General features: G+C 44.7%; 18 protein-coding genes. 11 read left to right on the top strand and 7 right to left on the bottom strand.

The window, feature by feature from the left end:
• Nucleotides 1–20: 20 nt before the first annotated feature.
• Nucleotides 21–2,018, bottom strand: a complete 1,998-nt coding sequence (gene rnb, locus VRK_RS13300; protein WP_059121816.1) for an exoribonuclease II — start codon at nt 2,016–2,018, stop codon at nt 21–23.
• 572 nt (nt 2,019–2,590) lie between these two features.
• Here rnb and VRK_RS13295 point away from each other — a divergent pair.
• Nucleotides 2,591–4,444 (top strand): DEAD/DEAH box helicase, encoded by a 1,854-nt coding sequence (locus tag VRK_RS13295; RefSeq protein ID WP_059121815.1) that lies wholly within the window; start codon nt 2,591–2,593, stop codon nt 4,442–4,444.
• Between the two features lie 157 nt (nt 4,445–4,601).
• On the opposite strand, the gene VRK_RS13290 is transcribed toward VRK_RS13295, so the two are convergent.
• Both VRK_RS13290 and VRK_RS13285 read right to left on the bottom strand, forming a co-directional pair.
• The gene (locus tag VRK_RS13290; protein WP_059121814.1) at nt 4,602–6,143 is read right to left on the bottom strand and encodes a methyl-accepting chemotaxis protein; all 1,542 of its coding nucleotides are present in this window, start codon (nt 6,141–6,143) and stop codon (nt 4,602–4,604) included.
• Between the two features lie 495 nt (nt 6,144–6,638).
• Nucleotides 6,639–8,081 (bottom strand): 6-phospho-beta-glucosidase, encoded by a 1,443-nt coding sequence (locus tag VRK_RS13285; protein WP_059121813.1) that lies wholly within the window; start codon nt 8,079–8,081, stop codon nt 6,639–6,641.
• A 341-nt stretch (nt 8,082–8,422) separates the two neighbouring features.
• Between VRK_RS13285 and VRK_RS13280 the strand changes: the two genes are divergently transcribed.
• The 5 genes from VRK_RS13280 to VRK_RS13260 all read left to right on the top strand — a co-directional run bounded on the left by VRK_RS13280 (nt 8,423) and on the right by VRK_RS13260 (nt 15,235).
• Nucleotides 8,423–9,622, top strand: coding sequence for a glycine C-acetyltransferase (locus tag VRK_RS13280; RefSeq protein WP_059121812.1), 1,200 nt, complete (start codon nt 8,423–8,425; stop codon nt 9,620–9,622).
• A 119-nt stretch (nt 9,623–9,741) separates the two neighbouring features.
• Nucleotides 9,742–10,773, top strand: a complete 1,032-nt coding sequence (gene tdh, locus VRK_RS13275; protein ID WP_059121811.1) for an L-threonine 3-dehydrogenase — start codon at nt 9,742–9,744, stop codon at nt 10,771–10,773.
• Nucleotides 10,774–11,180: 407 nt separating this feature from the next.
• On the top strand, nt 11,181–13,073 hold the full coding sequence (locus tag VRK_RS13270) for a methyl-accepting chemotaxis protein (RefSeq protein WP_059121810.1): 1,893 nt from the start codon (nt 11,181–11,183) through the stop codon (nt 13,071–13,073).
• Between the two features lie 306 nt (nt 13,074–13,379).
• On the top strand, nt 13,380–14,681 hold the full coding sequence (locus VRK_RS13265; RefSeq protein ID WP_231735777.1) for a diguanylate cyclase domain-containing protein: 1,302 nt from the start codon (nt 13,380–13,382) through the stop codon (nt 14,679–14,681).
• Between the two features lie 131 nt (nt 14,682–14,812).
• Nucleotides 14,813–15,235, top strand: a complete 423-nt coding sequence (locus tag VRK_RS13260; protein ID WP_059121808.1) for an NUDIX hydrolase — start codon at nt 14,813–14,815, stop codon at nt 15,233–15,235.
• Nucleotides 15,236–15,371: 136 nt separating this feature from the next.
• Here the strand turns inward: VRK_RS13260 and VRK_RS13255 are convergent, their stop codons facing one another.
• Both VRK_RS13255 and VRK_RS21580 read right to left on the bottom strand, forming a co-directional pair.
• Nucleotides 15,372–15,959 (bottom strand): FMN-dependent NADH-azoreductase, encoded by a 588-nt coding sequence (locus VRK_RS13255; protein ID WP_059121807.1) that lies wholly within the window; start codon nt 15,957–15,959, stop codon nt 15,372–15,374.
• A 222-nt stretch (nt 15,960–16,181) separates the two neighbouring features.
• Nucleotides 16,182–17,486: a methyl-accepting chemotaxis protein gene (locus VRK_RS21580; RefSeq protein ID WP_059121806.1), complete on the bottom strand. Its 1,305-nt coding sequence runs from the start codon at nt 17,484–17,486 to the stop codon at nt 16,182–16,184.
• Nucleotides 17,487–18,050: 564 nt separating this feature from the next.
• On the opposite strand from VRK_RS21580, the gene VRK_RS13245 reads away from it, so the two are divergent.
• A complete protein-coding gene (locus VRK_RS13245) occupies nt 18,051–18,821 on the top strand; it encodes an EAL domain-containing protein (RefSeq protein ID WP_082671383.1) in 771 nt (256 codons plus the stop codon).
• Nucleotides 18,822–18,894: 73 nt separating this feature from the next.
• Here the strand turns inward: VRK_RS13245 and VRK_RS13240 are convergent, their stop codons facing one another.
• On the bottom strand, nt 18,895–19,335 hold the full coding sequence (locus VRK_RS13240) for a DUF3069 domain-containing protein (RefSeq protein WP_059121805.1): 441 nt from the start codon (nt 19,333–19,335) through the stop codon (nt 18,895–18,897).
• Nucleotides 19,336–19,583: 248 nt separating this feature from the next.
• Between VRK_RS13240 and VRK_RS13230 the strand changes: the two genes are divergently transcribed.
• Nucleotides 19,584–19,907 (top strand): hypothetical protein, encoded by a 324-nt coding sequence (locus tag VRK_RS13230; protein ID WP_059121803.1) that lies wholly within the window; start codon nt 19,584–19,586, stop codon nt 19,905–19,907.
• Nucleotides 19,908–20,048: 141 nt separating this feature from the next.
• On the opposite strand, the gene VRK_RS13225 is transcribed toward VRK_RS13230, so the two are convergent.
• Nucleotides 20,049–21,041, bottom strand: a complete 993-nt coding sequence (locus VRK_RS13225; protein ID WP_059121802.1) for an arabinan endo-1,5-alpha-L-arabinosidase — start codon at nt 21,039–21,041, stop codon at nt 20,049–20,051.
• A gap of 433 nt (nt 21,042–21,474) precedes the next feature.
• Between VRK_RS13225 and VRK_RS13220 the strand changes: the two genes are divergently transcribed.
• The 3 genes from VRK_RS13220 to casB are packed head-to-tail and all read left to right on the top strand — an operon-like array spanning nt 21,475 to nt 26,383.
• The gene (locus VRK_RS13220) at nt 21,475–24,195 is read left to right on the top strand and encodes a CRISPR-associated helicase/endonuclease Cas3 (RefSeq protein WP_059121801.1); all 2,721 of its coding nucleotides are present in this window, start codon (nt 21,475–21,477) and stop codon (nt 24,193–24,195) included.
• Nucleotides 24,195–25,793: a type I-E CRISPR-associated protein Cse1/CasA gene (gene casA, locus VRK_RS13215; protein ID WP_059121800.1), complete on the top strand. Its 1,599-nt coding sequence runs from the start codon at nt 24,195–24,197 to the stop codon at nt 25,791–25,793. Before VRK_RS13220 ends, casA begins: the two co-directional genes overlap by 1 nt.
• The gene (gene casB, locus VRK_RS13210; protein WP_082671381.1) at nt 25,793–26,383 is read left to right on the top strand and encodes a type I-E CRISPR-associated protein Cse2/CasB; all 591 of its coding nucleotides are present in this window, start codon (nt 25,793–25,795) and stop codon (nt 26,381–26,383) included. Before casA ends, casB begins: the two co-directional genes overlap by 1 nt.
• Nucleotides 26,384–26,445 lie beyond the last annotated feature (62 nt).

The following is a 26,445-nucleotide window of genomic DNA, read 5'->3' as shown; positions in this document are numbered from 1 at the left end:
CGTAAGCACGCAACTCAGGATCAAGCTGATTCTGACACGTCGTTTTGAGGTGGCTCAGCAAAAACCGCAGTCGGTTTGGCAATGATGTTCCGGTTTTCTTGATTCACTTCATTGAGTGTGACTTCAAGCGTATCTCCCAGTTTATACACCAATGCTTTATCGATGTAGATATAACCTTGCTCTGCATGGCATTCGATACGTTCTTTGTTATCCATGATCAGCGGGGCAGGAACAAATGCCGTGGCACCATTTTCAAGTAACCTGATTCGCATCCCGGCACGGTTTATATCAAAGATTTCCGCATGATAGCGGGTTTGCTTCTGCGGTTCTTCAGCCAAGGTGCGGGCATAAAGCCAGTCACCGACACTTCTTTCAGCAATCTTATGATGTTTCCGGTGAATCGCCAGCTCTTCACCAACCAGTTCATCCGGTAATTGCACTGGTGGTTTACCCATAATATAAGACTTCAGTAAGCGGTGATTGATCATATCGCCATATTTACGGATCGGGGATGTCCACGTCGCATAGACATCCAGCCCCATGGCAAAATGTGGTGCCGGCTGATTGCTGATTTCACTATAGCTTTGGAATTTACGAATACGGTTATCCAAATAACTAGTGTCTTGAGTGGCGAGCCAACGACGTAATGCGGAAAAACCTGCCAGCGTTTTAACTGTTTCATCGTTGTGATCACTCATGCCATGTTCGGTAATCAGCGCAATAACATCAGCAATCCGTTCCGTTTTAAAACCGTCGTGGACATTAAATACACCCGTCCCGAACTGCTGTTGGAGTACTTTACCGGCACAGACGTTCGCCGTTACCATTGCTTCTTCAACCAGACGATTGGCACTGCGGCGCGTATCGGCATGAATGGCAATCACATCGTTATCTTCACTGAGTTCAAAGCGATAGTCCGGTCTGTCGGGGAACACCACTGCGTGTGTTTCCCGCCATGAGATACGAGCTTGAGAAAAGGCATATAGATCTCGGACGACCTGGGCAATTTCATCTGAAGGTGTCCAATTGTTCGACTCACCGAATTCCAGCCAGTCTGAGACATGATCGTAAACCAGACGTGCATGAGACTGAATCTGAGCTGAGAAAAAACGGATATCATCTTGCAGGGTACCGTCCTGAGCCACAGTGACTGTACAACACAGGGCAGGGCGTATTTCACCTTCCCGCAGTGAACATAAGTTGTCAGCGAGCTCTCGCGGGAGCATTGGAATATTGCGTCCCGGCAGGTAAATCGTAAAGCCACGTTCACGGGCTACTTTGTCCATCCGATCATCAGGCGTGATGTAAGCGGTTGGATCTGCAATAGCAATGGTTAACTCAAAATCACCGGACTCAGTGCGCTTAGCATACAATGCGTCGTCCATGTCTTGGGTCGATGCGCCATCAATCGTGACAAATGGAACATCGGTTAAATCAATGCGGGTCAATGCCGGGTCATCTTTCTGTTCCCAGTTATCGATCCCTTCCGGTTCCTGATTCGGCAAATCGTTTTGAGCCAGTGTGACCCACCAAGGTGCGATCTTGTCGTCAGCATCGGTAATTTTATGGGTAATTTCAACGAAGAACCCGTTGTCACCTTTGAGTGGGTGACGCGTGAGTTGTGCAACCACCCAATCATTTTCCGCAATCGTATTTGGATCCAGTCCTTTTCTGACTTTGGCTTTCAGCGGTTGTTTTTTCAGTTGCGGATGGTCCGGTGCAACATTGAGCTTGCCTTTGTGCAGTTTGACACGACCGATAAAGCGAGAAAGGGCGGGTTCGAGTAATTCTTGTGGTTCGGCAACTTCACGTTCGTTTTCAGTGCGGATAATTGCAATCACTTTATCGCCATGCATTGATTTTTTCATGTAGGGAGGTGGGATAAAGACACTGTTGTTACTGTCGATTTCTAAAAAGCCGAAACCTTTATCAGTTGCTTTAATGGTCCCTTCTTTTTTCGGCAGATTCTCCTGAATCTGTTGTTTTAACTGGGCAAGTAATGGGTTGTCTTGAAACATCAGATATTATTTTAACCTTTCATCTTTTGGCTCAGGAGAGGGCACTCTCCCCAATTTCGCGAAGTATTCTCCAGTAGATGGCATCGAATATCTGCGAAATATCCGTAAATATTATAATACCCCCACATGGTACTCGGTAATTGGGGGAAAGTATACGACTCCATTATGAGCATACCTGCTGATTGTAGCGCGCTGTCATCGGTTTTGGAGAGAATGCGTATCAGTAGACATTATTGTGTCTTGCAAGCATTCAGGCATCATTTGGTAACGTGACACGACAGATATTATGCAACATTGAACCTGAGGTCAGGGGTGTAAAAAACAATAACAATATGTTATGTAGCGGAATTAAAAGGAGGTTTTTGTTCGCATTGAGAAAAATATGTGATGAATTTCAATTTTTTCTAGATTTTTTTATGCATTTAAGGAATAATCCGCCTCCTTTGTTATGTCCCTCGTCGCTTTAAAGCGGACTTTAGTTAATACCGCACGGAAAGGAATCTATCCTTGACTGGATTAGAAATGGTAAAGCGCATGGGGCCTTGTTATTCATCTAAATTAGTGGGAACCCCATGCAAGATAATGTGATTCAATTCAACGAATTAGCGCTCAAAAACGAAATCCTCTCCGCTCTGGACAATATGGGCTTCGTTTCTCCTACACCCATTCAGGCTGCTGCAATTCCATTTTTGTTGGAAGGTCGTGATGCTTTAGGTAAAGCACAAACCGGTACCGGAAAAACTGCAGCATTCTCTCTACCTCTGCTCAATAAACTGATTATGAATCAGCATAAGCCTCAGGCCATTGTGATGGCACCGACGCGTGAACTGGCTATTCAGGTTGCAGCAGAAATCAAAACTTTAGGTCAAAATATTGCCGGCCTGAAAGTGTTAGAAATTTATGGTGGTGCATCGATTGTTGATCAGATGCGCGCCCTGAGAGCCGGTGCTCATATCATTGTCGGCACACCGGGCCGGGTAAAAGATCTGATTACCCGTGATCGTCTCCATTTGGATGAGTGTCACACCTTTATTCTCGACGAAGCTGATGAAATGCTGAAAATGGGTTTTGTTGATGATGTGACTTGGATTATGGAACAGTCCCCTGAAAGTGCTCAGCGCGTCTTGTTCTCAGCAACAATGCCACCAATGGTTAAAGACATCGTGGACCGTTTCCTGCGCAATCCGGCTCGGGTTGATGTAGCAGGTGCAAACCAGACCGTTGCAAAAGTAGAACAGCAATTCTGGGTTGTGAAAGGTGTCGAAAAAGATGAAGCAATGGTTCGCCTGCTTGAGACGGAAGAAACGGATGCATCGATTGTTTTCGTACGCACTCGTCAAGATACCGAGCGTTTGGCAGACTGGCTTTCTTCTCGCGGCTTCAAAGCAACAGCGCTGCATGGCGATATACCCCAGTCTTTACGTGAAAGAACGGTTGAGCATATCAAAAATGGTGTGACTGATATTTTGGTTGCAACTGATGTTGTTGCGCGTGGACTGGATGTGCCTCGCATTACGCATGTATTCAACTACGATATTCCATTTGACGTAGAATCTTACATTCACCGTATCGGTCGTACTGGTCGTGCCGGGCGGAAAGGAAAAGCGATCCTGTTGGTTCGTACTAATCAAATCCGCATGTTGCGTACGATTGAACGAGTAACGCGTTCTTCTATGGAAGAAATTCAGTTACCGCATCGTGATAAAGTTGCTCAGGCACGCTTGGTTCAACTTAGCCAAGAACTTGAAACTGAAAAAGAACATAAAGCATTGGAAAAATTTTCCGCGCTGATTGAAAGCCTCAGAGATTCTTTGGACATCGATACCACGACACTGGCGGCGATGTTACTGAAGCGTCAACAAGGTAAACGTCCATTATTCTACGTCGGTGAAGACCCGATGGTTGCTGAGATTGAGCGTGAAAAATCACGTCGTCGTGATCGTCGTGACGGTGGTAATGGTGGTAGTGATGGTCGTCGGAGCTATGGTCAGGGAACTCAGGATTGGGATACTTACCAATTACAAGTTGGTCGTGAACAAGGTGTGCAGGTTAAAGATATCGTCGGTGCATTGGCAAACGAACTCGGCTTAGGTAAAAACTCAATTGGTGCAATTAAACTGGCACAAGGACACACCTTTGTTCAATTGCCGAAAAGTATGTCTTCTGATGTGACTCGTAAGTTGCGTAAACTACGGATTCGTCAGAAAGATGTCGGTGCCGTGGTGTGTGACTTTGATGACTTCCGTGAGTCTCGTGCCCGTCGTGAGGGTGGTCGTCCGAACCGTGACAGCCGTGGCGAAGGACGTGGTTTCCGTGAAAATGGTCGCCGTGAAGGTGAACGCCGTTTTGATCGCAACCGTGGTGGAGATCATCGCGGTGCTCATCGTGGTGAACGCGGTCACAGCCGACGTCCAACCGAAGTATAAATCTGTCATGCTGAATGAAAAGAGGGAGGCGCTTGCGCTTCCCTCTTTTTTTTGAGACTTGTCCCGTAAGCCCGTTGTTTACCGCTGAAATACTTTTACTGCTGAAATAAGGTCTAATCTCTTAGCAGACCGCTTTTTTAGCAACAGGTTGACTCATTTAGCGAAAGGTACTGCTCAGTTGGGCGATAGCAATCGCTTGTTCATCGGTTTGTGTTGCATATTCACTGACTTGTGTAACTAGTTTATAGTTCTCGACTGCGTGCTGTTGTGCATCATTCATATTCAACGTCATATCGGCAATCACAGTACCTTGCTCTTCCATCGCAACCGCAATCTGAGCTGATTTTTCTTCGAGTATGGATATCTGTTCTTGTACGGCATTCATCATTTGCTGCACGGTTTGTGATTCTTGATGGCAATGATCCGCCGTTTCCTGATTTATTAACATCGTTTTCTGCCAGCTATGCATCGATGTTTGTAAATCAGCGACGGATTGCTGAATACTCAACGTCGCATTTTGCGTTCTGCCGGCAAGATTACGAACTTCACCGGCGACGACGGCAAATCCTCTGCCTTGTTCGCCGGCTCTTGCCGCTTCAATCGCTGCGTTAAGTGCCAATAGGTTGGTTTGATCTGCAACCCCCTGAATTTCTTCCATCACTTTTGAAATATTATTGGTATCTTCGGTGAGCTTACGCAGTGTTTCTGCGGCTTCTCCAATGCCTTGATGCAGGTTGTCTAAAGAAAGCCCGTTGGCGTGAAGCGTTTGCACAGCCTGACTACATTCGTTTTTCACTTGCTGAACATAATCATGGGTCGAATTGAGATTTGTGTTCACGTCATGGATGGTATTCGTGACCTGAGTGGCTGCTGTTGCCAGATGAGTCAGTTCATTTGTCTCGGCTTCAATACTATTGAGAGAGTGCCGGCTGATATTTTTCATTTGTTGTGATAAGGCGATCAAATAAGCACCGTTATCAGCACTTCTGCCGAGAATTGTTTTTATTTTGGCATCTTGAAATTGGATGTCATAACTGAGTTTACCAATGAGTCCCGACCCACCGAAAATCATGCGTGACGGACTGTCCATCACTGACTGTCGCTGTTTAAGATATTTGGGGAGTTTGACCAGCTCATCATAATACAGATAGAGAAATGTCAGGATGAAAAGTAATAGCATCATCGCTGCAAACATGCCTGAGACAGCAAATGCACTTATGATTAGTCCCAAAGCGGAGATTATGGAGAACAATCGCTTAACGGTGTGGTTCTCTCGGAGTGAAAAAGAGCGTTTTCCGTGTTTGATCTGGGTGTAGAGAGTCTCAGCCGCTTGAATATGTTCACGTCGGGGGCAGCGTCTGACAGACTGATAACCGATAATTTTATCGCCTTCATACAGTGGCGTCACAAATGCATCGACCCAATAAAAGCGGCCGTCTTTACAACGATTCTTGACCATCCCGTGCCAGCTCCGTCCTTGTTGCAACTGGGTCCACATATCTTTAAACGCGGCTTTAGGCATGTCGGGGTGACGCACCATATTATGCGGTTTACCAATCAACTCTGCCGCACTAAAGCCAGACACTTTACAAAACTCATCGTTGACATAAGTAATGTAACTATCCAAATCGGTGGCTGAAACTAAGAGTTCGTAAGGTCCGAAAGTAACCTCACTTCCGTGGTGTGTAGATTGATTCATGGTGATATTCCTTGTTGAGGCAACTTGTTTTTATCATTCAGGAAATGTCAGTGCTTTATTTTGATTGCCAATCAAAAATCAACATATCTCAAGAGCTCAGAAAAAGGCTCGTTTTATATTAATGATGATAACGAGACGCTGAATCGGCACGTCTGCACATGCTAATCAATAACGTTCAATAGAGTGGTCTAATGATTCAATGCAATGATGTTTTATTGAAGGAATCTCATATATTTTTTGTACTGGTCTTGTCGTTGCCGATAGGAGGGTGACGTTCAACCAATCTCTCAACTGGGATGGAGCGGACAAACGAACGGGCACAACTGAGCTGAGCAGTGGTTTCTGATCATTATGCGGACAGCCCCGGTCATTTGAAGGGATGAACGGATATCGATGATAAGAGGAGAACTCAGGTTGAAAATGTATCGCGTCCTTGAATATCAAAGACGCGATGATCGTTGATCAGAATATTGACATAAAATTTCTTCTGTTCGATTAAAGTTCTGAACCGTGAGATGTAATCACATTTTTATACCAATAAAATGACTTTTTCGGTGAACGTTGCAGCGTACCGGTATTGTCGTCATGCTTATCAACATAAATGAAGCCGTAGCGTTTTTTCATTTCTCCGGTGGTGAAGGAGACCAGATCAATACATCCCCAAGGGGTATAACCCATCAGTTCGACACCATCAATATGGATGGCTTTCGCCATTTCCTGAATATGGGCGCGCAGATAGTCGATCCGATAATCATCGTGGATTTCACCGTTTGCTTCGACTTTATCGACGGCACCCAGACCATTTTCAACAATAAACAGCGGTTTTTCGTAACGCTCATAGAGTGCTGTCAGACTATACCGTAGCCCGACAGGATCAATTTGCCATCCCCAGTCACTGGCTTTTAAGAACGGATTACGGACCGCGTGTTTACGACTTCCATCAACCAACTCTTCCTGATTACTTTCTGTTGCCTGGGAGTTGACCGTATTGGACATGTAGTAGCTAAAACCGATATAGTCGACCGCCCCGGCTTTCAGAATCGCCTCATCGCCTTCAGCCATTTCAATGGTATAACCTTTCTCTTCCCACTCTTTCCGTGCGTAAGTCGGATAGTGGCCTTTGGCCATCACATCCGCGAAAATAAAGCGATCCCGCATGGCGACTTGCGCCAGCATCACATCGTCCGGATGGGAGGAATATGGATAGAATGGCACCATCGCCACCATACAACCGATTTTCAGTGCCGGATTCAGAGCATGGGCCTGAGCAACCACTTTGGCACTGGCAACAAATTGGTGGTGAGCCGCTTGATACATTGCTTCTTCAGGTTTTTCTTTCTGCGTGAACTTGACGCCTGAACAGGTCCAGCCAAAGATATCAAGAGCAACATTCTTCTGGTTATTGATTTCATTGAATGTCATCCAATATTTCACTTTGTGCTGATAACGCTCAATCACTGTCATCGCATATTTGACAAACAGATCAATGAGTTCCCGGCTCATCCAGCCATCATACTTCCGGGCAAGATGATAGGGCATTTCGAAATGGCTGAGGGTGATGACCGGTTCAATATTGTATTTCAGTAGTTCATCGAACATATCATCGTAGAACTGCAATCCGGCTTCACACGGTGTCGTTTCTTCGCCGGTCGGGAAAATACGCGTCCAGGCGATACTGGTTCTGAAACATTTGAATCCCATCTCGGCAAAGAGTTTGATGTCTTCTTTATAACGGCTGTGAAAATCGATTGCTTCATGGTTCGGGTAAAACTCATCAGGCTGAATACCGTCGGTGATCTTGCGTTGCTTGCCATAGGCACCAGCGGTCACCACATCGATAATGCTCATCCCTTTACCATCTTTGTCCCAGCCACCTTCAAGTTGGTGAGCGGCAACAGCGCCTCCCCATAGAAAATTCTCCGGAAATTTCGGATTCATTTAACGCCTCCAGAATTTGATAAAATTGTAATTTTGAAACCGGTTCCAATGATAGATTCTGAAGGAAATTAAGATCAATGAGATCTCGGTGAAACTGTGCCGTTCATCTCATTCTGTGATATTGATTGCAAAAATAGAGTTGTTGAATGGCATAAAAAACATGGGCGAGTCGAACGAATAAGAATACGCTCTATTTGTGAATTAAATTCAACAATGATTTTCCCACATAAGGGATAATCGCTTTTCACCACATCGATTACACTGATCAATAACGTGTCTTTACACTGTAAATATTGCAGCATCATCAACGATAGTGAACTAAAAATATCAAGGGAATCATTATGTCTTCTGCATTCTACGCACACATTCAATATCAGATTGAGTCCATCAAAGAAGAAGGTCTGTATAAGTCGGAGCGTATCATAACCTCTGCACAGCAAGCCGCTGTTCATATCAATACCGGTGATGAAGTCCTGAATTTTTGTGCCAATAACTATCTGGGGCTGGCTGACCATCCGGAGCTGATTAAAGCTGCAAAGGACGGGATGGATAGCCATGGGTTCGGGATGGCTTCGGTTCGGTTTATTTGCGGCACGCAAGATATCCATAAAACGCTGGAGCAGAAGCTTTCTGCCTTTCTGGGAAAGGAAGATACCATTCTGTATACCTCATGTTTCGATGCCAATGCCGGATTGTTTGAAACATTGTTGGATAAAGAAGATGCAATCATTTCCGACGCGCTCAATCATGCATCGATTATAGATGGTGTCCGGCTGTGTAAGGCCATGCGTTTTCGTTATAGCAATAACAATATGGCGGAGCTGGAGCAGCAGTTGATTGCCGCTGATCAAGCGGGTGCACGACATAAAATGATTGTCACGGATGGCGTTTTTTCTATGGATGGGGTGGTGGCTAATCTTCCGGCTATCTGTGATCTGGCAGATAAATATGATGCTTTGGTGATGGTGGATGACTCTCATGCGGTTGGTTTCATGGGTGAAAATGGCCGCGGAACTCATGAATATCATCAGGTGATTGATCGGGTGGATCTGATTACCGGCACATTAGGTAAAGCGATGGGCGGGGCCTCCGGTGGTTACACTGCCGGTAAAAAAGAAGTCATTGATTGGCTGCGTCAGCGTTCTCGCCCTTATCTGTTCTCTAACTCCGTTGCCCCTGCCATTGTTGCTGCATCGATCCGGGTGCTGGATTTACTGGCTGAAAGCAGCGAGCTGAGAACACATTTGTGGGAGAACGCAGTCCATTTCCGTCAGCGCATGAGTGACGCCGGCTTTACGCTGGCTGGTGCAGATCATGCCATTATTCCCATCATGTTGGGAGATGCCAAAGTAGCGGCTGAGTTTGCTGAGCGAGCTTTAGCACAGGGTATCTATGTGGTTGGATTCTCTTACCCTGTCGTGCCGAAGGGGCAGGCGCGGATCCGCACTCAAATGTCTGCGGCGCATTCAAAAGCGCAGTTGGACAGGGCTATTGATGTATTTATTCAGGTTGGCCGAGAGATGGGTATCATCGCAGATTAATTGTTGAATGATCAAGAGATGTGAACAGTACATGGTGATGTTCTTCTGTTCGCACAAGTGTAATCATGATGGTCGTAGAGACAGTTGTGACAGTCGGTAATTGTGACAGAGATAGTCATATGAAAATTAAAGCATTATCAAAGCTAGAACCAGAGCAGGGTATCTGGATGACCTCGGTCGAGATGCCAGTGATGGGACATAATGATCTGCTGATCAAGATTAAGAAGACTGCAATTTGTGGCACGGATGTCCATATTTATAACTGGGATGAATGGTCGCAAAAAACGATACCGGTTCCGATGGTGGTCGGCCATGAATATGTTGGTGAAGTTGTAGGCATCGGGCAGGAAGTCCGTGGTTTCTCTATTGGTGATCGGGTTTCCGGTGAAGGGCACATTACCTGTGGCCATTGCCGTAACTGTCGTGGTGGCAGAACACATCTATGTCGCAATACCATTGGCGTCGGTGTTAACCGGACTGGTGCATTTGCCGAGTATCTGGTCATTCCGGCTTACAACGCATTTAAGATACCGGACGGTATCTCCGATGATTTGGCTGCGATTTTTGATCCATTCGGTAACGCTGTCCATACTGCGCTTTCGTTTGATATGGTCGGCGAAGATGTGCTGATTACCGGTGCCGGGCCGATTGGTATTATGGCCGCGGCGGTTGCGAAGCATGTCGGTGCGCGTCATGTGGTGATTACTGATGTGAATCCATATCGTTTGCAATTGGCTGAGAAAATGGGTGTGACACGTGCCGTCAACGTTGCCGAAGAACGTCTGAGTGATGTCATGGCAGAACTGGGCATGACAGAAGGATTTGATGTCGGTTTAGAAATGTCCGGTGTTCCGGCGGCATTTCAGACTATGTTGAAAACAATGAACCACGGTGGACGAATTGCACTATTGGGCATCCCACCATCGGATATGGCTATCGATTGGAATCAGGTGATTTTTAAAGGCTTGGTGATCAAGGGTATTTACGGCCGGGAAATGTTCGAAACCTGGTACAAGATGGCGAGCCTGATTCAATCCGGCCTCGATCTGACCCCGATTATCACGCATCATTACAAGATTGATGACTTCCAGCAAGGCTTTGACGTCATGCGTAGCGGGGCTTCCGGGAAAGTGATCCTTGATTGGGAATAATCAAATATTGATTTTGAAGCGCTCCGGTTGGGGCGCTTTTGGTTGGATGCTATGAAAATCATGAAATCGGAAATAGTCTCCATTGTCCCATCCCCGTTAGTGATCTTAATTACATTTCCATAACATAAAATAGATTTATTTTTGATCCTATCTATTTGCGCATTACATTCAAGCGAGAGGCACTTACATATCAATTGAGGATACTTGAAAGCTTTTAAAGCCCGTATACCATAACAAGTCTGAATCGACCAATGTAATACCCGATGACCCGTCCCGATGAGCAGTGTTGTTTTGTTATGGAACATCACTTTCTTTAGCGGTGACCTTACCATCCTTAAATAGTGTTCAAGATCATTAAACGACTATACTTAGGTGTCAAAGATGTTAATAGAAGGAGTTTACTCATCATGACTCTCACCAAAAAACTGCTCATTATTGGCGGCTTAATTGTTGCTGCCCTTGCGTTTGTACAGGCAAGCCTCTCTGCCTATTCTATTCGGACGCAAATACTCAATAGCATCACGTCTTCGAATATGCTATATGGCGAAAGCAGTTCTCGAACAATAAGCGAATGGATTAATGAGAAGAAGAACATGGTCTCTGCATTTGCTGATGCTTTAAACCGAACGGATACCACAGAGAAAATCACCAGCGAGATTAAGACAATCAATATGGCGGGTGGCTTTGGCTCGGTTCTGTATGGCACTGTTGCGGGTGATACCTACCGGGCAAAGGGGTTAAACACCAAGGCCGGTTACGATCCTAAAATTCGGCCTTGGTATAAAAATGCCATCAATAGCTCAGAAGTGTACCTCAGTGAACCTTACGTTGGTGCATCAAGCGGTATGCTTATCACCACCGTTTCAAAGAAAGTTGTAGTTGATGGGAAGAACACTGGTGTAGCGATGGCGACTCTGCCTCTTGATAAGATCAAGGATGATATTCTCTCAATTAAGGTCCCGGGTGACGGAAAAGCCTTCTTGCTCTCTTCAACTGGAACTATAATCGCGCACCCAAACCCGGAGCTGGGGAATAAGCCCTTTACTGAGCTTACACGTGATATCACGGTGAATGAGCTGATTCGCCATGCCGATAAAATTAGCTTGCTAGATGTTAAAGTAAACGGTGTTCAGTACCTATCGACTGTATCTAGCGTGAAGGGTACTGACTGGTATCTGGTACTAATGAGTCAAAAGAAAGTGCTACTTGAGCCGGTGCAAGAGCAACTGACGTACCAAATCATAACCGCTGTTATTATGTTTGCATTGTCAATCATCATTCTGGGGGGGGCTCTACGTTATATGCTTTCAGACCTGCTTTCGGTATCTGCAGCGCTAAACGACATCGCTAAGGATGAAGGTGACTTAACTGTACGTATTGATGCTAAGACCAACGACGAAGTAGGCGATCTGGCAAGAAGTTTTAATCTGTTTGTCGAAAAGCTGCACGGTATTATCTCAACAGTGAATCAGATATCACATGAAGTACTCAATCAGTCAGAAGTCAGCGCTCGATCTTCAAGTGAAAGACAGTCAAGTATTGCTAACCAACAGAATGAAATCACAATGGTTGCAACCGCTATGACGGAAATGGCGACCACGACAAGTGAGATCGCTAACATCGCCGAAGAGACCTCTCAAAGCGCTACAGATATGGTCGAAGTCAGCAACAGAGGCAACCAGCTTTCACAAAAGAGTGAGGAGTCCATTAATAAGCTTTCTGAAGAGGTTAAAAGTGCAAGTGAGGTAATTGAAGACCTTAGCCAGCAAGGGGAACAGATTACGACGATAGTCTCGTCAATTAAAGATATCGCCGAACAGACTAACCTGCTGGCGCTTAACGCAGCCATAGAAGCCGCCCGTGCCGGGGAACAGGGCCGCGGTTTTGCCGTCGTTGCTGATGAAGTTCGTTCACTCTCAGAAAGGACTCGAACGTCAACAGAAGAAATAAGCCAAATGATCAGTAAGCTTCAAGGAACGACCTCGGAGGCTGTTGAGGTAATGAATCAGTGTCACAATTTGGCTATCCAAAGCGTTGAGGATACCAGTAATGCCGCAGCGAGCTTCAAAGAAATCAAAGAATCTACAGAGGCTATCAATAATATGGCGGCACAGATCGCCACCGCAGCAGAAGAACAAGCGGTCGTTAGTAAAGAGATCAACGCCAACACTGAGTCCATCAAGGTTATTTCTGACCGTCTAAGTGAGGACTCCGAGGAAGGTGCTATACAAGCGCAGCACTTAAATGAGATGTCAGAGAATCTGACTGCTCAAGTAGGAAAATTTAAGATCACGACATAGCTTGTATTTGCCGGCTTAATCGCCAACTTTTTCAGTGATTTTTTATTTCCTGTCTTAAACCACCGACTTCATTAGGCAGTTGGTGGTTGTCATTTTTAGAACATCAATTCCGAAATTGGAAAGACCAAGCTATATCTTGGCTAAAATACCGACAGATCTTATATATTTAGTATATGATTATAAAGGTGGTTTTTAGTTTATGTCTGGTATTGGGAGTATGAAATTATCAAAACGTATCAATTCAATCCATGGATGTTTTGTCTATTGACGATCGGATATGTTTTATTCTCTTTTATGACTGTGAAGATGATAACGGATCGGTTTGTTGACAAACAAAGTCAACAAGTCAAAGAGGTAATACAGCACGAACTCGCGTTAGTTCGGTATAGTATCGAAGCGAATATCTTTCGTGATACATATCTTGCAGATAGCTTCGCTTCCGTTGTTGCTTTAGATCCTCAATTTGCAATGGACAATTGGAAGTATGTATCCGAGCAATTTTTATCGAAAGCCGATCTGGTGAAAAACATCGGACTGGCTCCTAATGACATTATATCCCATGTTTATCCTTTAAAAGGGAATGAAAAAGCGATTGGGTTGAATTTTCGTACCATCCCTCAACAGTATAAAACAGTTCAAATTGCCAGAGAGACTCAAAAGGTTTTTATTGCTGGTCCACTCGAACTGGTGCAGGGTGGTATTGCACTGATTGCGAGGTATCCGATATTTACGGATGTACCATATAACACAAAATATTGGGGCGGTCTCAGCGTCGTGATCAATTATGATAAGCTGATTGACTTGTCTAATCTTCACCAGCTTAAGGATGTAGACATCGCGCTGGTTTCACATAACTATAATGGTGCAACGAACAAGTTAATTGAAGGAGATGAAAGGGTTTTAAGTACATTTGACATCAGTTATCCAATATCTCTGCCCAATAGTAATTGGACCTTATTTGCCAAATATAAAAACGTCCATGATATCGAACATATTTATCGCTTTGAGGTGCTATTTTATACGCTTGGTGCTATCACATCATTGGTGGGTTATTTTCTTATTTTATCTTTGATTAACAACTATTTACGTGTGCATCAGCTTTCATTGCATGATGAGCTGACTAAACTTCCCAACCGACGTTATCTATTCAATGAGTTTGAAAGAATCAAATTAAGAAACGGAGTCACAATTGAATTAGCGGTGTTGAATATTGATTTAAATCGGTTCAAAAAAATTAACGATTCATTAGGGCATGAGGCCGGTGATGAAGTCTTGAAGCATACCGCATCGTCATTAACCCAATGTTTAAGATCATCTGATTTCATTTCTCGAATTGGTGGTGATGAATTCGTTGTGATGCTACAGCGCACCACTAAACCAGAAGATATTGAACAGATGATCCGCAAAATACACCTTTTCTTCGCGTCTAATCCTTTACACTGGCGTAACCATGAAATACCGATTTCTTTAAGTATCGGATATTATTGTTTTCAAGGTCAATCAGAAGACCTTGTTGTCAATGATATATTGTCAGAGGCTGATAAAAACATGTATCAGGACAAGTTAGCCCATAAGCGAAATGAGCAAATGAACCAAAACGGTTCATGAGAAATATACTGTCTGTATGCTTAAGGTGTCTCTGTATCAGAAGTTGAGTCTGTTGTTCAAACATTGATTATATTTGATGGATTGAATAGGATTTGACAGATATTTGCCGTGATTTGAAATGAGAGTCTTTTATGCCACATATCCGAGCTAAAGCGGTCTGCCTATTTCGTCATCAGCGTCGTATTCTGTTAGCTGAAGGGTATGACCCGATTAAAGATGAAAAATATGTAATTCCAGTCGGTGGTGGGATTGAATTTGGTGAGAAGTCTACAGATGCAGCTCGCAGAGAAACCTTCGAAGAGATCGGTGCAGAAATCGATAATCTCAGGTTATTGGGGATCAGCGAAAATATTTTTACATTCAGTGGTACAGCCGGACATGAAATTGTGTTTGTCTACGAGGCGGAATTAAAAGATAAATCGTTTTATCAGCGGGAACAAATTCCCGGAATTGAGGTAAACGGAGAGCAATTTATTGTTCGTTGGTTTGATGAGGATGATATTTTGAACGGTAGTCTGCCATTTTATCCTGATGGTATTATTGACATGCTGTAGTTACGGATTTTTTAGCAAAATATTGATCAAACTAGCCCAGTCAGTCGGAGTGGGGACGTTATTTCATCTCGGACATGAATGAAAAAAACAGCGCCGTTAGCGCTGTTTTTTGCTCAACAATTGACGGCTCGGAACATTAAACCGCAATCGCACTCAATTGGTCTTTTGCAGTTGCAATGCCTTGCGCTGCAGACTCTTCACCCATGTTCAGTGCTTCAGCATAAGCAAACTCAACATCAGTCAGGCCGAGGAAGCCCAGAATTGTTTTGAGGTATGGTGTGACGTTGTCAGTCGCACTACCTTGGTGAATACCGCCACGTGTGGTGATTACCACAACTTTTTTGTTTTCAAGCAAGCCTTGAACACCGGTTTCTGTATATTGGAAAGTGACACCGGCACGTGCAATCAAATCGAACCAGTTTTTCAACTGAGTCGGGATAGTGAAGTTATACATCGGTGCGGCAATCACAATAGTATCAGCCGCTTTAATTTCAGCAATCAGTTGGTCAGAGAGATTGACAACGGCTTGTTGTTCATCACTCAGGTCTTCAGCGGCACGCAGTGCTGTGGCAACCGAGAAATCGAGTACAGGGAGTGGGCTAGCCGCTAGATCACGGAGCGTCACTTGTGCGCCGCTGAATTTTTCCAGATACGCATCAAGCAGTTTACTGGATTGAGAATATTCACCAAGAATACTGGATTTCAGAGCAAGAACATGAGACATAATAAATTCCTTGTTTAGTTGGAAACATGTGAACTGTAAACAGAAAAATATTCTAGTGATGCAGACCAAAATAAAGAAGTAGGAATATTCGCTTAACCTATTCGAAAATATTGAATTGATGAGCGAGATATGTCGAAGCGATGCATTGCTGTCCGGAAGTGAGTCACCTCGTTGTACGAGGTGACAGTGAACATTGTTGGAGTGTTTGGCGGTGTTGCTGGTTTAAAGCTTTTCGTTTAACTCACTGACAGAGCGGGAAATATTCTCTGCACCCAGATAAATTTCATCAATTACGGTTGCCACCTGAGATATTTTATCCATACCTTCACCGGCAATATGATTGACTTCAGACATGGCGGTCGTTGCCGAAAGCATCAGTTGATGGGTCTCACTGACGACTTTGGCGATTTCTTCCGTGGACTGAGCCGTCCGAGACGCGAGTTTGCGGACTTCATCGGCAACCACAGCAAATCCACGTCCCTGTTCACCGGCACGAGCCGCTTCAATTGCAGCGTTCAGTGCTAAAAGGTTGGTCTGTTCGGCAATGCCCCGAATTGTATCGACAATCTCTTCAATACTTTTGGATTTATCATTCAGTGATTGAATCTTTTCTGAGGTTTCCTGCACCTGACTGGTGATTTTCTTAGAGACTTCGACGGCTTCTTCAAGTTGATCTGCACCTTGTCTTGCGATTTGAGATGTCTCCACGGCTGTACTGAAGGCTAAATCGGTGGATTCGGCAATCGCAATATTACGTTTTTCTTGCTGAGTAATATCAGATGCAAACTTAATGACTTTCGTCACTTTACCATCGGCATTAATAATCGGGTTGTAAGTCGCCTCCAGCCAGATATGTTCTCCATGACTTGAAATCCGGAGAAACTTACCGGATTTAAACTGGCCTCGTCCCAGTTCTTGCCAGAAATTCGGATTATTGCAGATAAAAGCCTCATCACAGAAAATTCGGTGATGTTTGCCTTTCAGTTGCTCTTGGGAATACCCCATTGTCTGCATAAAATTCTTATTCGCGCTGATAATATGTCCGTCAGGCTCAAACTCAATAATTGCCAGCGAGCGGTTCAATGCGTCCAGAATACTTTCTCTAGACTGATTCAGCTCATATTTATCCGTGACATCATTGGCAATTTTCATAATCCGGACCACTTTATTGTCAATGACGATCGGAAAGTAGGTTGCCTCTAGCCAGATATTCTGCCCACTTTTACTCTTTCGTCTGAATGTACCTTGTTGTGACTGGCCGGCAGTTAGATTTTTCCAGAACTGAGTATATTCTTGGCTGCGACTGTAATTATCGAAACAGAGCATGGAATGATGTTTGCCAATAACTTCTTCTCGTTTGTAGCCTAACGTGTTCAAAAAAATGTCATTGATATTTATCAATTTGCCATCAATATCGAATTCAACTACGGCAACATGTTTTTCAATCGATGTTGTCGTACCTTGCAATGTATGTAATTGTTGTTGTGTTTTTTGTAAATCAGATTTTAACTGTCGGCTCATGAACATGAGAAAAATCCTTAATAATCATGGATTAAAAAATGTTGCAAATAGATCAGTTACTCACTATTGTCACTGATATAAATAATTATAGAAGCTTATGAGTGGAAGTATGGTTATAAATAAAAAATTATATATTCAATATAAAATGATTATCACTTCATCTCATTGCATTTTAAAGTCATGTATCACCCAAACGCAAAACCGTTGAAAAGAATTAGATGGGCGATAGGATAACAGCATAGAAAGATGCTTGGAATCGTTACTTTTTGAATAATATCAAAAATATAAATTAGTTATTAGCATCCGATTTAATCATCCTTTATGTTTAGGCATTAGGGATTTATTTTTGATTTTATCGCCAATTGATATGCTACCTCGTCAATATACTGACGATTTGGTAACATTCAAATCACATTCTTATGAAACAGGTAATCAGATTGATCATAAAATACATGCATATATCATACTTATCAGATAGTTAATTCTTCCGTATGAATAAAGGGACTTGTGTAAGCGATAAGAGCAGGTTAGGGTTAAAGTGAGAATATTTTTTGACGCGGGCGATAATTGATGAAAACAAAGTCCTCAGAACATCTGCTGCACTACTGTTCATCTCATCGTGAAGAACGTATGGGACACTTTTTAACGGCATTTCAACCGATAGTAGATTGTCAGGAAAATGTAATAGTTGGCTATGAAGCGCTGGTACGAGGCCAGAATGATGAAGATGCCGATACAGTCATTGCTTCGGTAAAAAAAGACAGCCGCTACGCATTTGACCAAATGTGTCGGGTTAGGGCGATCGAAAATGCGTCACGTCTTGGTTTGGATCTACTTTTGAGTATTAATTTTCTACCGAATGCAATCTTGCATCCTGAGCGGTGTTTACAAGCAACGCTGGAAGTTGCGGAGCGATTTAAATTTCCGACCGAAAATATCATTTTTGAATTTACTGAAGTTGAGGCAATTGAAGATATTACCGGGATGCTTGAAATTATCCGAACCTATCAGAATTTAGGCTTTAAAACGGCGATTGATGATTTTGGCTCCGGATACTCGGGACTGGGGTTACTTGCTGATCTGCAAACTGACATCGTCAAGCTAGATATGTCTCTGATTCGGTGCATCCATCAAGATCCGGTTCGTCAGTGTATTTTGAAGCACTCGTTGAATATGATGAATGAACTGAGCATTGATGTGATAGCGGAAGGGATTGAATCGAAAGAAGAAATGCTCTGGTTAAAGCGTGCAGGAATCCGATTTATGCAAGGTTTTTATTTTGCAGAACCAGAAATCAACCGGCTACCGTTAGTTGATTCTCAGGTTTTTGTTTGTGAATAAAAGCTCGATCAGCGACGGCAGGGCAACATTATGCGATGACCTGCCGTTTTGCCAAAGTCGTTAAATCGACGATTTAATTTGATTTGAATACTTCGATAAATTCACGTTTCAGAATTGGATCCCGACGCGCTTTTTTCAGTTGTTTAACCATATCTTTCACACATTGGAACAACACTTGATCCAGCATCTGTGCCCGATAATCTTCTTTGGCTTGGTCATCCATTGAAGCCGGCAAGTCTATCCCTGCAATCCCTTCCATCGTTTCAATGCCGGCAAAAGCCTGACTCACAGATATCAGCGCATGAAACTGTTCAAAATTATCTAAAATATTCTGCGCACTAGCCGGCAGACTATTCCATGCCTCTCTAACGGTTTCTTCCGATACTTCATGGATCGAAGCAATCATCGTAAACATTTCCTGAGGAACATCATCAAATAAAATGACCTGACGCAATTCAGGAGAAAGTTCGTCAAGCTGAACCTGAGGTTCTTGAGGTTGTGTCGTATCAGACATAAAAGGCACTCATCGGGTTAAAACCTCCATGCTAAAAGGAAGTTTTTTCTTGTCAATTCATTCTGTATGCAGAATGAGACAGTTGTCAGTATTCTGAGCAAATTGGGGCGATTAGCGTCTTATTTTTGGGCAGATATTTTTGTAAGGACAGACACTTCAGTACAGTTAGTTTTTAGCAAGAGTGATATTATGGATAACGATCTCATTATCCATACAGTTTTATATTTAATGATAAGGACGCATGTTACATGTATAAGAAAATTCTAATGATTGGCTCTCTGTTTTTGAGCATTTCTGTGAATGCCGCAAATTATTCTCAAGATACGGGGACTGTGAGTAAAGTTTATGTTAGTCCTTCAGGGTCGATTGCCTTGCTATTACATGAAGGTTATCCCAATGCAGTGCGTTCCGGTCAATGTGCCAGTAGTAATGGTTGGGCTGGTGTGTCTAATGCAGATGGCGCATTTAAGTCGGTTATTCTGGCAGCAAAGACCGCAGGGCAAAAACTTACAGTGACAATTAATGGATGTGAAGGCGGTTGGTTTAAAATACAGGATCTGTATTGGCAATAAATCTTAAAGTCTTACGAGGACAGACACTTCAAGCGTTCGAGCGTTGAAACTTGAGCATTCCATTATAAATAGTCAGAAAAACAGTAGGTTCAGAACAGACATCGCCTGACCTGAACCTGCCTGTCCCATGCCGGAGCGGGATTATTCAACCAGTTCGGTTGTATTGGTATTGAGATCGTCAGGATTGACCATTGGCCAGCCGTTTTTCCAGTTAACTTTTAGAATACGCAGCTTTTGTACGCCGTTATCTGCAGTTTCATAGGCGTGGAATACCATGTAATCCTGATGATCAAAGGTATAGATCGAATTATGGCCAAGTGCTGCCCAGTCCTGATTGCCTTCAAGAACCGGAGAGCCGCCCCCGTTTAACATGGAGACACCATGCTTATCGTAATAAGGCCCTTGTACATTCTGACTTCGTCCGACCATCACTTTATAAGTGCTGTTCACCCCGCGGCAGCAAAAATCAAATGAGGTGAACAAATAGTAGTAGCCATCCTTTTTAAAGATAAAGGGTGCTTCGACCGGATTATCGGTGACGCCGGGACGGGAAGCGATATCGAACCACGTTTGTGGTTGCGCGAGGGTTTTCAGATCTGAATTGAGTTTGATCAGTTTCAGGCCACTCCAGAATGAGCCAAAACTCATCCAAGTATTGCCGTTGTCATCTTCGACAATGGCAGGGTCAATTGCATTCCAGTTATCGCGATCCGGAACCGATTGGAGCACGATTCCCTGATCTTGCCAGTGATAATCGGGTGAATCTGGGTTGAGTGTGTTGTTCACGGTGACACCGATGGCTGATGTGTTTTTGCCGAATGCTGATACCGAGTAGTAAAGATAGAACTTGCCATTTTTCTTGTAGATTTCTGGTGCCCAGAGATGACCATTAAATTCCGGGGCGACCGACCTTGCCCACACAGGTTCACCGCTGAATACACGGTCGGCATATTTCCAGTGAACTTTGTCTGTGGATGAGTACATGGTGATACCCGGTCCGGTACTGAATACATAGTAAATACCGTTTTCGCGAGCCATTACCGGGTCATGTACTTCGACTTGTGCAGCATATGTATTCGACAATATTCCCAAGCCAAGTAGTAGTGACATCGACGCCTGTATTATTTTTCTCATGGTGATCCTTTTTAGTGAGTCATTGAAACATGAATACTATATGAGAAAAGTTTTATATTCATTGGGATTTATCAGTTATAAGGACAGACACTTTAGTTCTCACAATACGTTTCTCGAATTCAGAAGTATCAGCGTCTTGTCTGAATGAAATGAAACATTGGCAAAGCTAAATCTTGAGCGTACCCTGTTCCCCGTACACACGGGGATGAACCGAATCAAAATCTGGGGTGTTGCCAGTTACACTATACGTTCCCCGTTTATACGGGGATAATTCACGGGTGATTGAGCGCTGATAAATATGATTATTGATTGTATTGTTATTAATTGTGTGAATAAGCTTGAACTTCTTCTTGGTCTGTAATTTTTCCCGTATTTAGAACAGGAGGTGTGCTATTTTTGATGACATTCAATTGATGACTGGAATCAACCTCTCATGGAAGAACCTGCTTACTTCTTGTACTGGGGCAAGGCGAATCAAGCACTGACATATCATGGGGATGGCTACCATCTTTTGCCTTATCATAGTCTTGATGTGGCGGCTGTCGGGCAACAACTATTACATCCTGAAAAACCACTCACCTGTGAGTTAGCCGCATTTCTGGACATTTCACCAAGTCAGCTCAATCGTTGGTTTATTTTTGCACTGACACTACATGATTTAGGCAAATTTGCCTCCGCTTTTCAGGCGTTACATCGGCCACCCGACAGTTCATGGTTACCACATTGTCGCCGCACATACGATGGCAGCGAATACCGACATGACCGATTGGGGTTATTCTTTTGGGAAACATTGAAAGATCCTTTCTATGCAGAGCTTCCTGCATTCGCATCATATTCTGAAAATGAACAAGATCGTATTGATCAAACCTTGATGATAATGCTCGACTGTGTCTTCGGTCATCATGGTCAGCCGGTTGAAAGTGCAGCGATGGTAACCATGAGAAAGTTTACCGAACCACATAATCTCGATGCTGCCGGGCAGTTTGTTCATGATGTTTATCACTTAATCCAGCCGGATATACCGTTAGAAAAGCTCACTGACAAAGTATGGGCCAGCCGTCTGGCGCAGGTGAGTTGGCAATTGGCCGGTATTGCTGTGCTGGCTGACTGGGTTGGTTCAAATCAGGCGTATTTTCACTATCGAAGTCAACCCGAAGCACTTTGTGATTATTGGCGTAGGGCGCAGAATGTTGCCGTCAGAGCAATCCAAGCGTTCGGTTTAGCACAATCGAGTCGTCCGGCACCATTTCAGTCTGTAGAGGCTCACTTTCATTTTCAACCGACACCACTGCAACAATGGGCTGAAGAGGTTCCGCTCGATGATGCCCCGCAGTTGTTTGTGTTAGAAGATGTGACCGGTTCGGGGAAAACAGAAGCGGCTTTAACACTGACACACCGTCTGATGGCCGCAAATGTCGCTGACGGTTTTTATTTCGGTCTGCCGACGATGGCAACCTCAAATGCGATGTTTGACCGAATTGCAGACCACTACCAGCAGATGTTTGTTGCTGAGCAAGAGAATATACCCAGTATCGTTCTGGCTCATGCCGCCCGGGAGATGAATGAACGGTTTCAACAAGCGACAATGGAATCCGGGCCGAGGGATATGAATTATGCGCAGACGGATCGCAGTGCGACAGCACAATGTAATCAGTGGTTAGCCGATTCGCGTAAAAAAGCATTATTAGCGCCCGTCGGTGTAGGAACCATCGATCAGGCATTATTAGCGGTATTACCACGTCGTCACCAGTCGTTACGTTTATTAGGGTTGCATCGAAAAGTGCTTATTTTTGATGAAATACATACGGCAGATGACTACATGTTTGAGTTGCTTGAAGCGTTACTCAGACTCCATTTACATCAAGGCGGGTCAGCTATTTTACTCACAGCAACACTCTCGCTGAAACAGCGTCAGCGTTTGACTGATATTTGGCTGAACACTGAGTCAGAGCCACGCTTACTTCTCACACAAACCCACTTCCCGTTAGCCACCCAACTGAGCTATGGCAGCTCGACACCGATCCGAGAGCAGGCTTTAGCCAGTCGTGCGGATGTCAGCCGGGCGGTTCAGGTTGATTTTATTCATCATGAGCAAGCATGTGTGGAACGAATTGTTGCGGCTGTGGCACAGGGGCAATGTGTCGTCTGGGTGAGAAATTCAGTGGATGACGCATTGGCGGCCTATCGGCTGCTCAGCGCTCAACTGGCAAAACCAGAAGACTGTTTGTTATTCCATAGTCGTTTTATTCTCGATGATCGGCGGCGAATAGAGACGCAAGTTTTACAGTGGTTTGGTAAGAAAAGCACCGGAACAGACCGGCAAGGTAAGGTCTTGATTGCGACTCAAGTCTTTCAGGAAAGTCTAGACGCCGATGCCGATGTGATGATTTCTGATTTATGTCCGATTGATGATCTGATCCAACGTGCCGGTCGGTTACACCGTCACACCCGTGATGCGACCGGATGCCATACACCCAAGGTGAGTGATCAACGCCCGGCACCGGTTTTATATGTTCATGCACCGGTGTGGGAAGAGGAGCCGGCGAAGGATTGGTTGAGTCAAAATTTCCGCAACACGGAATTTGTTTACCGTTCACCGGGGCGTTTATGGCTTGCTCAACGTATTTTACGCCAGCTTGAAGCGATTCGAATGCCGGAACAGGCGCGGCAGTTAATTGAAGCGGTCTATGGTGATACCGCAACAGACTGCATTCCCATCAGCCTGCAAAGTCAAGAAGAAGCACTGATGGGGGATGAGTGTGCCAAAGCAAATCAAGCTTGGTCTCAGTTGATTGACTTCCGGTATGGTTACCATACGAATAGCTCAAAATACTGGACAGAAGATCATCAGGAAATCGGTACCCGTTACAGTGATGTTGAAACGGTAAGTGTGCTTTTACTCAAACGAACCGAAGATGATCAGTTGGTTCCTTGGGTTGATGATATGCAATTTGCTGTGGCTTTGAGTACGGTCAAAGTCGGCAAGAAAAAATTTGCTGACCATTTAGCAATGCTTAGTGAAGAGCAGATCCAATCCGTACACCGGGCGTACCCGGCAGCCAAATACTTGCAACTCTGGATGCCAGAGATGGACTCTCGATTTGCTTATGATGAAACAGCAGGTTTTTGTATGCAGCAAAAACAGGAGATGTGATGAACTTGTTACAACAACCTTGGTTGCCATTCCGCATGCGGGATGGTACCGAGAAAGTATTAGCGCTGACCAGCATTGGTGATCCGGATGTTGTGGACTTTGCCCTCCCGCGCGCTGATTTTCAGGGCGCTGCTTACCAATTTACGATTGGGGTGCTCCAAACGGCTTTTGCCCCCCAAGATGCCGCTGAATGGCGTGAGCGCTTTCGGCAATCACCGTCCGTTACTCAGTTACAGGCAGTGTTTGAACCGATGGCTCATGCCTTTGATCTGCTTGGTGACGGGCCGTTATTTATGCAAGACCTTGACCCGTTGGATGACCAGAAGCCGACGCCCGTTTCCGCGCTGTTGATTGAAGCGCCGGGGGCGAATGGTATCCGGCATAACACCGACCATTTTATTAAACGCGGGATTGGTGACGTAATGTCATTGGAAATGGCCGCTCTGGCCCTCTTTACCATGCAGATTAATGCCCCTGCCGGTGGTGTCGGGCATCGTGTCGGTCTTCGTGGTGGCGGGCCGCTGACAACGTTAGTTTTACCCGCAAACAGTGACTATTCTTTATGGCAGAAGTTATGGCTGAATGTGATCAATCGGGAGATGTGGCGCTACGATGATCCTGATTTTCATGATGGTCGTCTTTTCCCTTGGCTTGCTCCCACACGGGAAAGCCAGAAAAAGAATAGCGAAATTTATCAGAAAGATGTGCATCCCTTACATATGTTTTGGGCTATGCCGCGTCGCATCCGCTTACTGGTCGATCAGACGGTGTGCCAATGCCAGATTAGTGGCAGAGAAACCACATTATCAGTCAGCCAGTACCGGACTAAAAACTATGGCGGTAATTACAGCGGCAACTGGGAACATCCGCTCACACCTTATAAATGGGATCCGAAAAAACCGGATGAAGAACACCTGTCTATAAAAGGGCAGCCCGGCGGGATCAACTATAAAATCTGGGATGTGCTGACGTTCGATAGCCCGAATCTGGGCGTCAGATGTGCTTCGGTTGTGAAGCATTATCAGTCAATCGCATTAAAAGCAAAACTGAACGAGCTGCCCCGTTTGTGGGTGTTCGGTTATGACATGGATAACATGAAAGCCCGGGGCTGGTATTCAGTCGCTCTGCCTTTATTCGAGGTGGAACACACCATACAAGACGAGATTGTCAGTGAGGTGCAACGCTTACAAAAGCTTGCCAACGAGGCGTTATGGCATACCCGGACGCAAATCAAACAGGCGTGGTTCGAGCGGCCCGGAGACATCAAAGGGGATACCTCTTTTATTGATCTGGCCTTCTGGCAACGGAGCGAAACGAGCTTTTTTATTGCGGTTGAACAGATGGTTGCTCAGGCTCAACACGGTGATCAACTCGCCCCCGAACAAGCACAGCGGTGGCTTGAACAGCTCCAGCGCCTTTGTCTGGCACTGTTCGATGAATATGCCCTGTCGGCTGAACTTGTCAACCAGCGCGATATGGCAAAACGAATTAAAGCACGTCGGGCATTACAAGGCTGGCTCTATAGCAGCAAAGATAAAAATCCAGTCCGGCAGTTTATCAATGATTATCGAATGACAACAATACAGGATGCGGTGTAATGGAACAGAGTAAGCCTACATCTTTCTCCATCCGTCATCATAGTGCGGTCAGGTATACCTTACAGCGCTGGTGGCAAAGCATGGTGTTATCGAAAGATGAACTGAAAAAAACAGATATTTATCCGGCCCCTAGTGGCGCGAAAGCTCGTTTAAAACGGTGTGATTCGGTTGATAGTGCCATGATGACGGAAGGGTTCCGGCTGTTATGGATGGCGCTCCCCGAAGCGTTCACCGGGCAAGCCAAGCCACAAGATATCGAATGCTGGGCCACCATTGCCGCGGCATTGGTTTACATTACGGCTGAATCTGAAACCTCATTTGCCCGTGCAGCGGGGAAAAAAGGGGACAATGATAAATCAGCGGTCAGTGAAATGCGTTTTGCGCAACTGCAAGCGGCCAAAACGCCAGATGAGTTTCTGCGTCGGTTACGTCGCATCCTGCAACAGGTCAAAGGTAAAGTCTCGCCATTAGCGCTGGCTCAAGACATTGAACAATGGTTTCAGGAACATGACAGCATGCGTCCTCACAAAGCAGATAAACGTATTGCTGTGCAATGGGCCATGGACTACTACCGGGCTGCCGGACACTAAAAACAGATGTGAACCGACGGCCATATCACTTTTTAATGCTTCGTACGACATTTAATGCTGTG

The sequence above is a fragment of the Vibrio sp. MEBiC08052 genome, from assembly GCF_001506075.1.
Lineage (GTDB): Bacteria > Pseudomonadota > Gammaproteobacteria > Enterobacterales > Vibrionaceae > Vibrio.
Note: the sequence above shows the minus strand (reverse complement) of the source record. Positions and strands in the feature narration are given on the sequence as shown.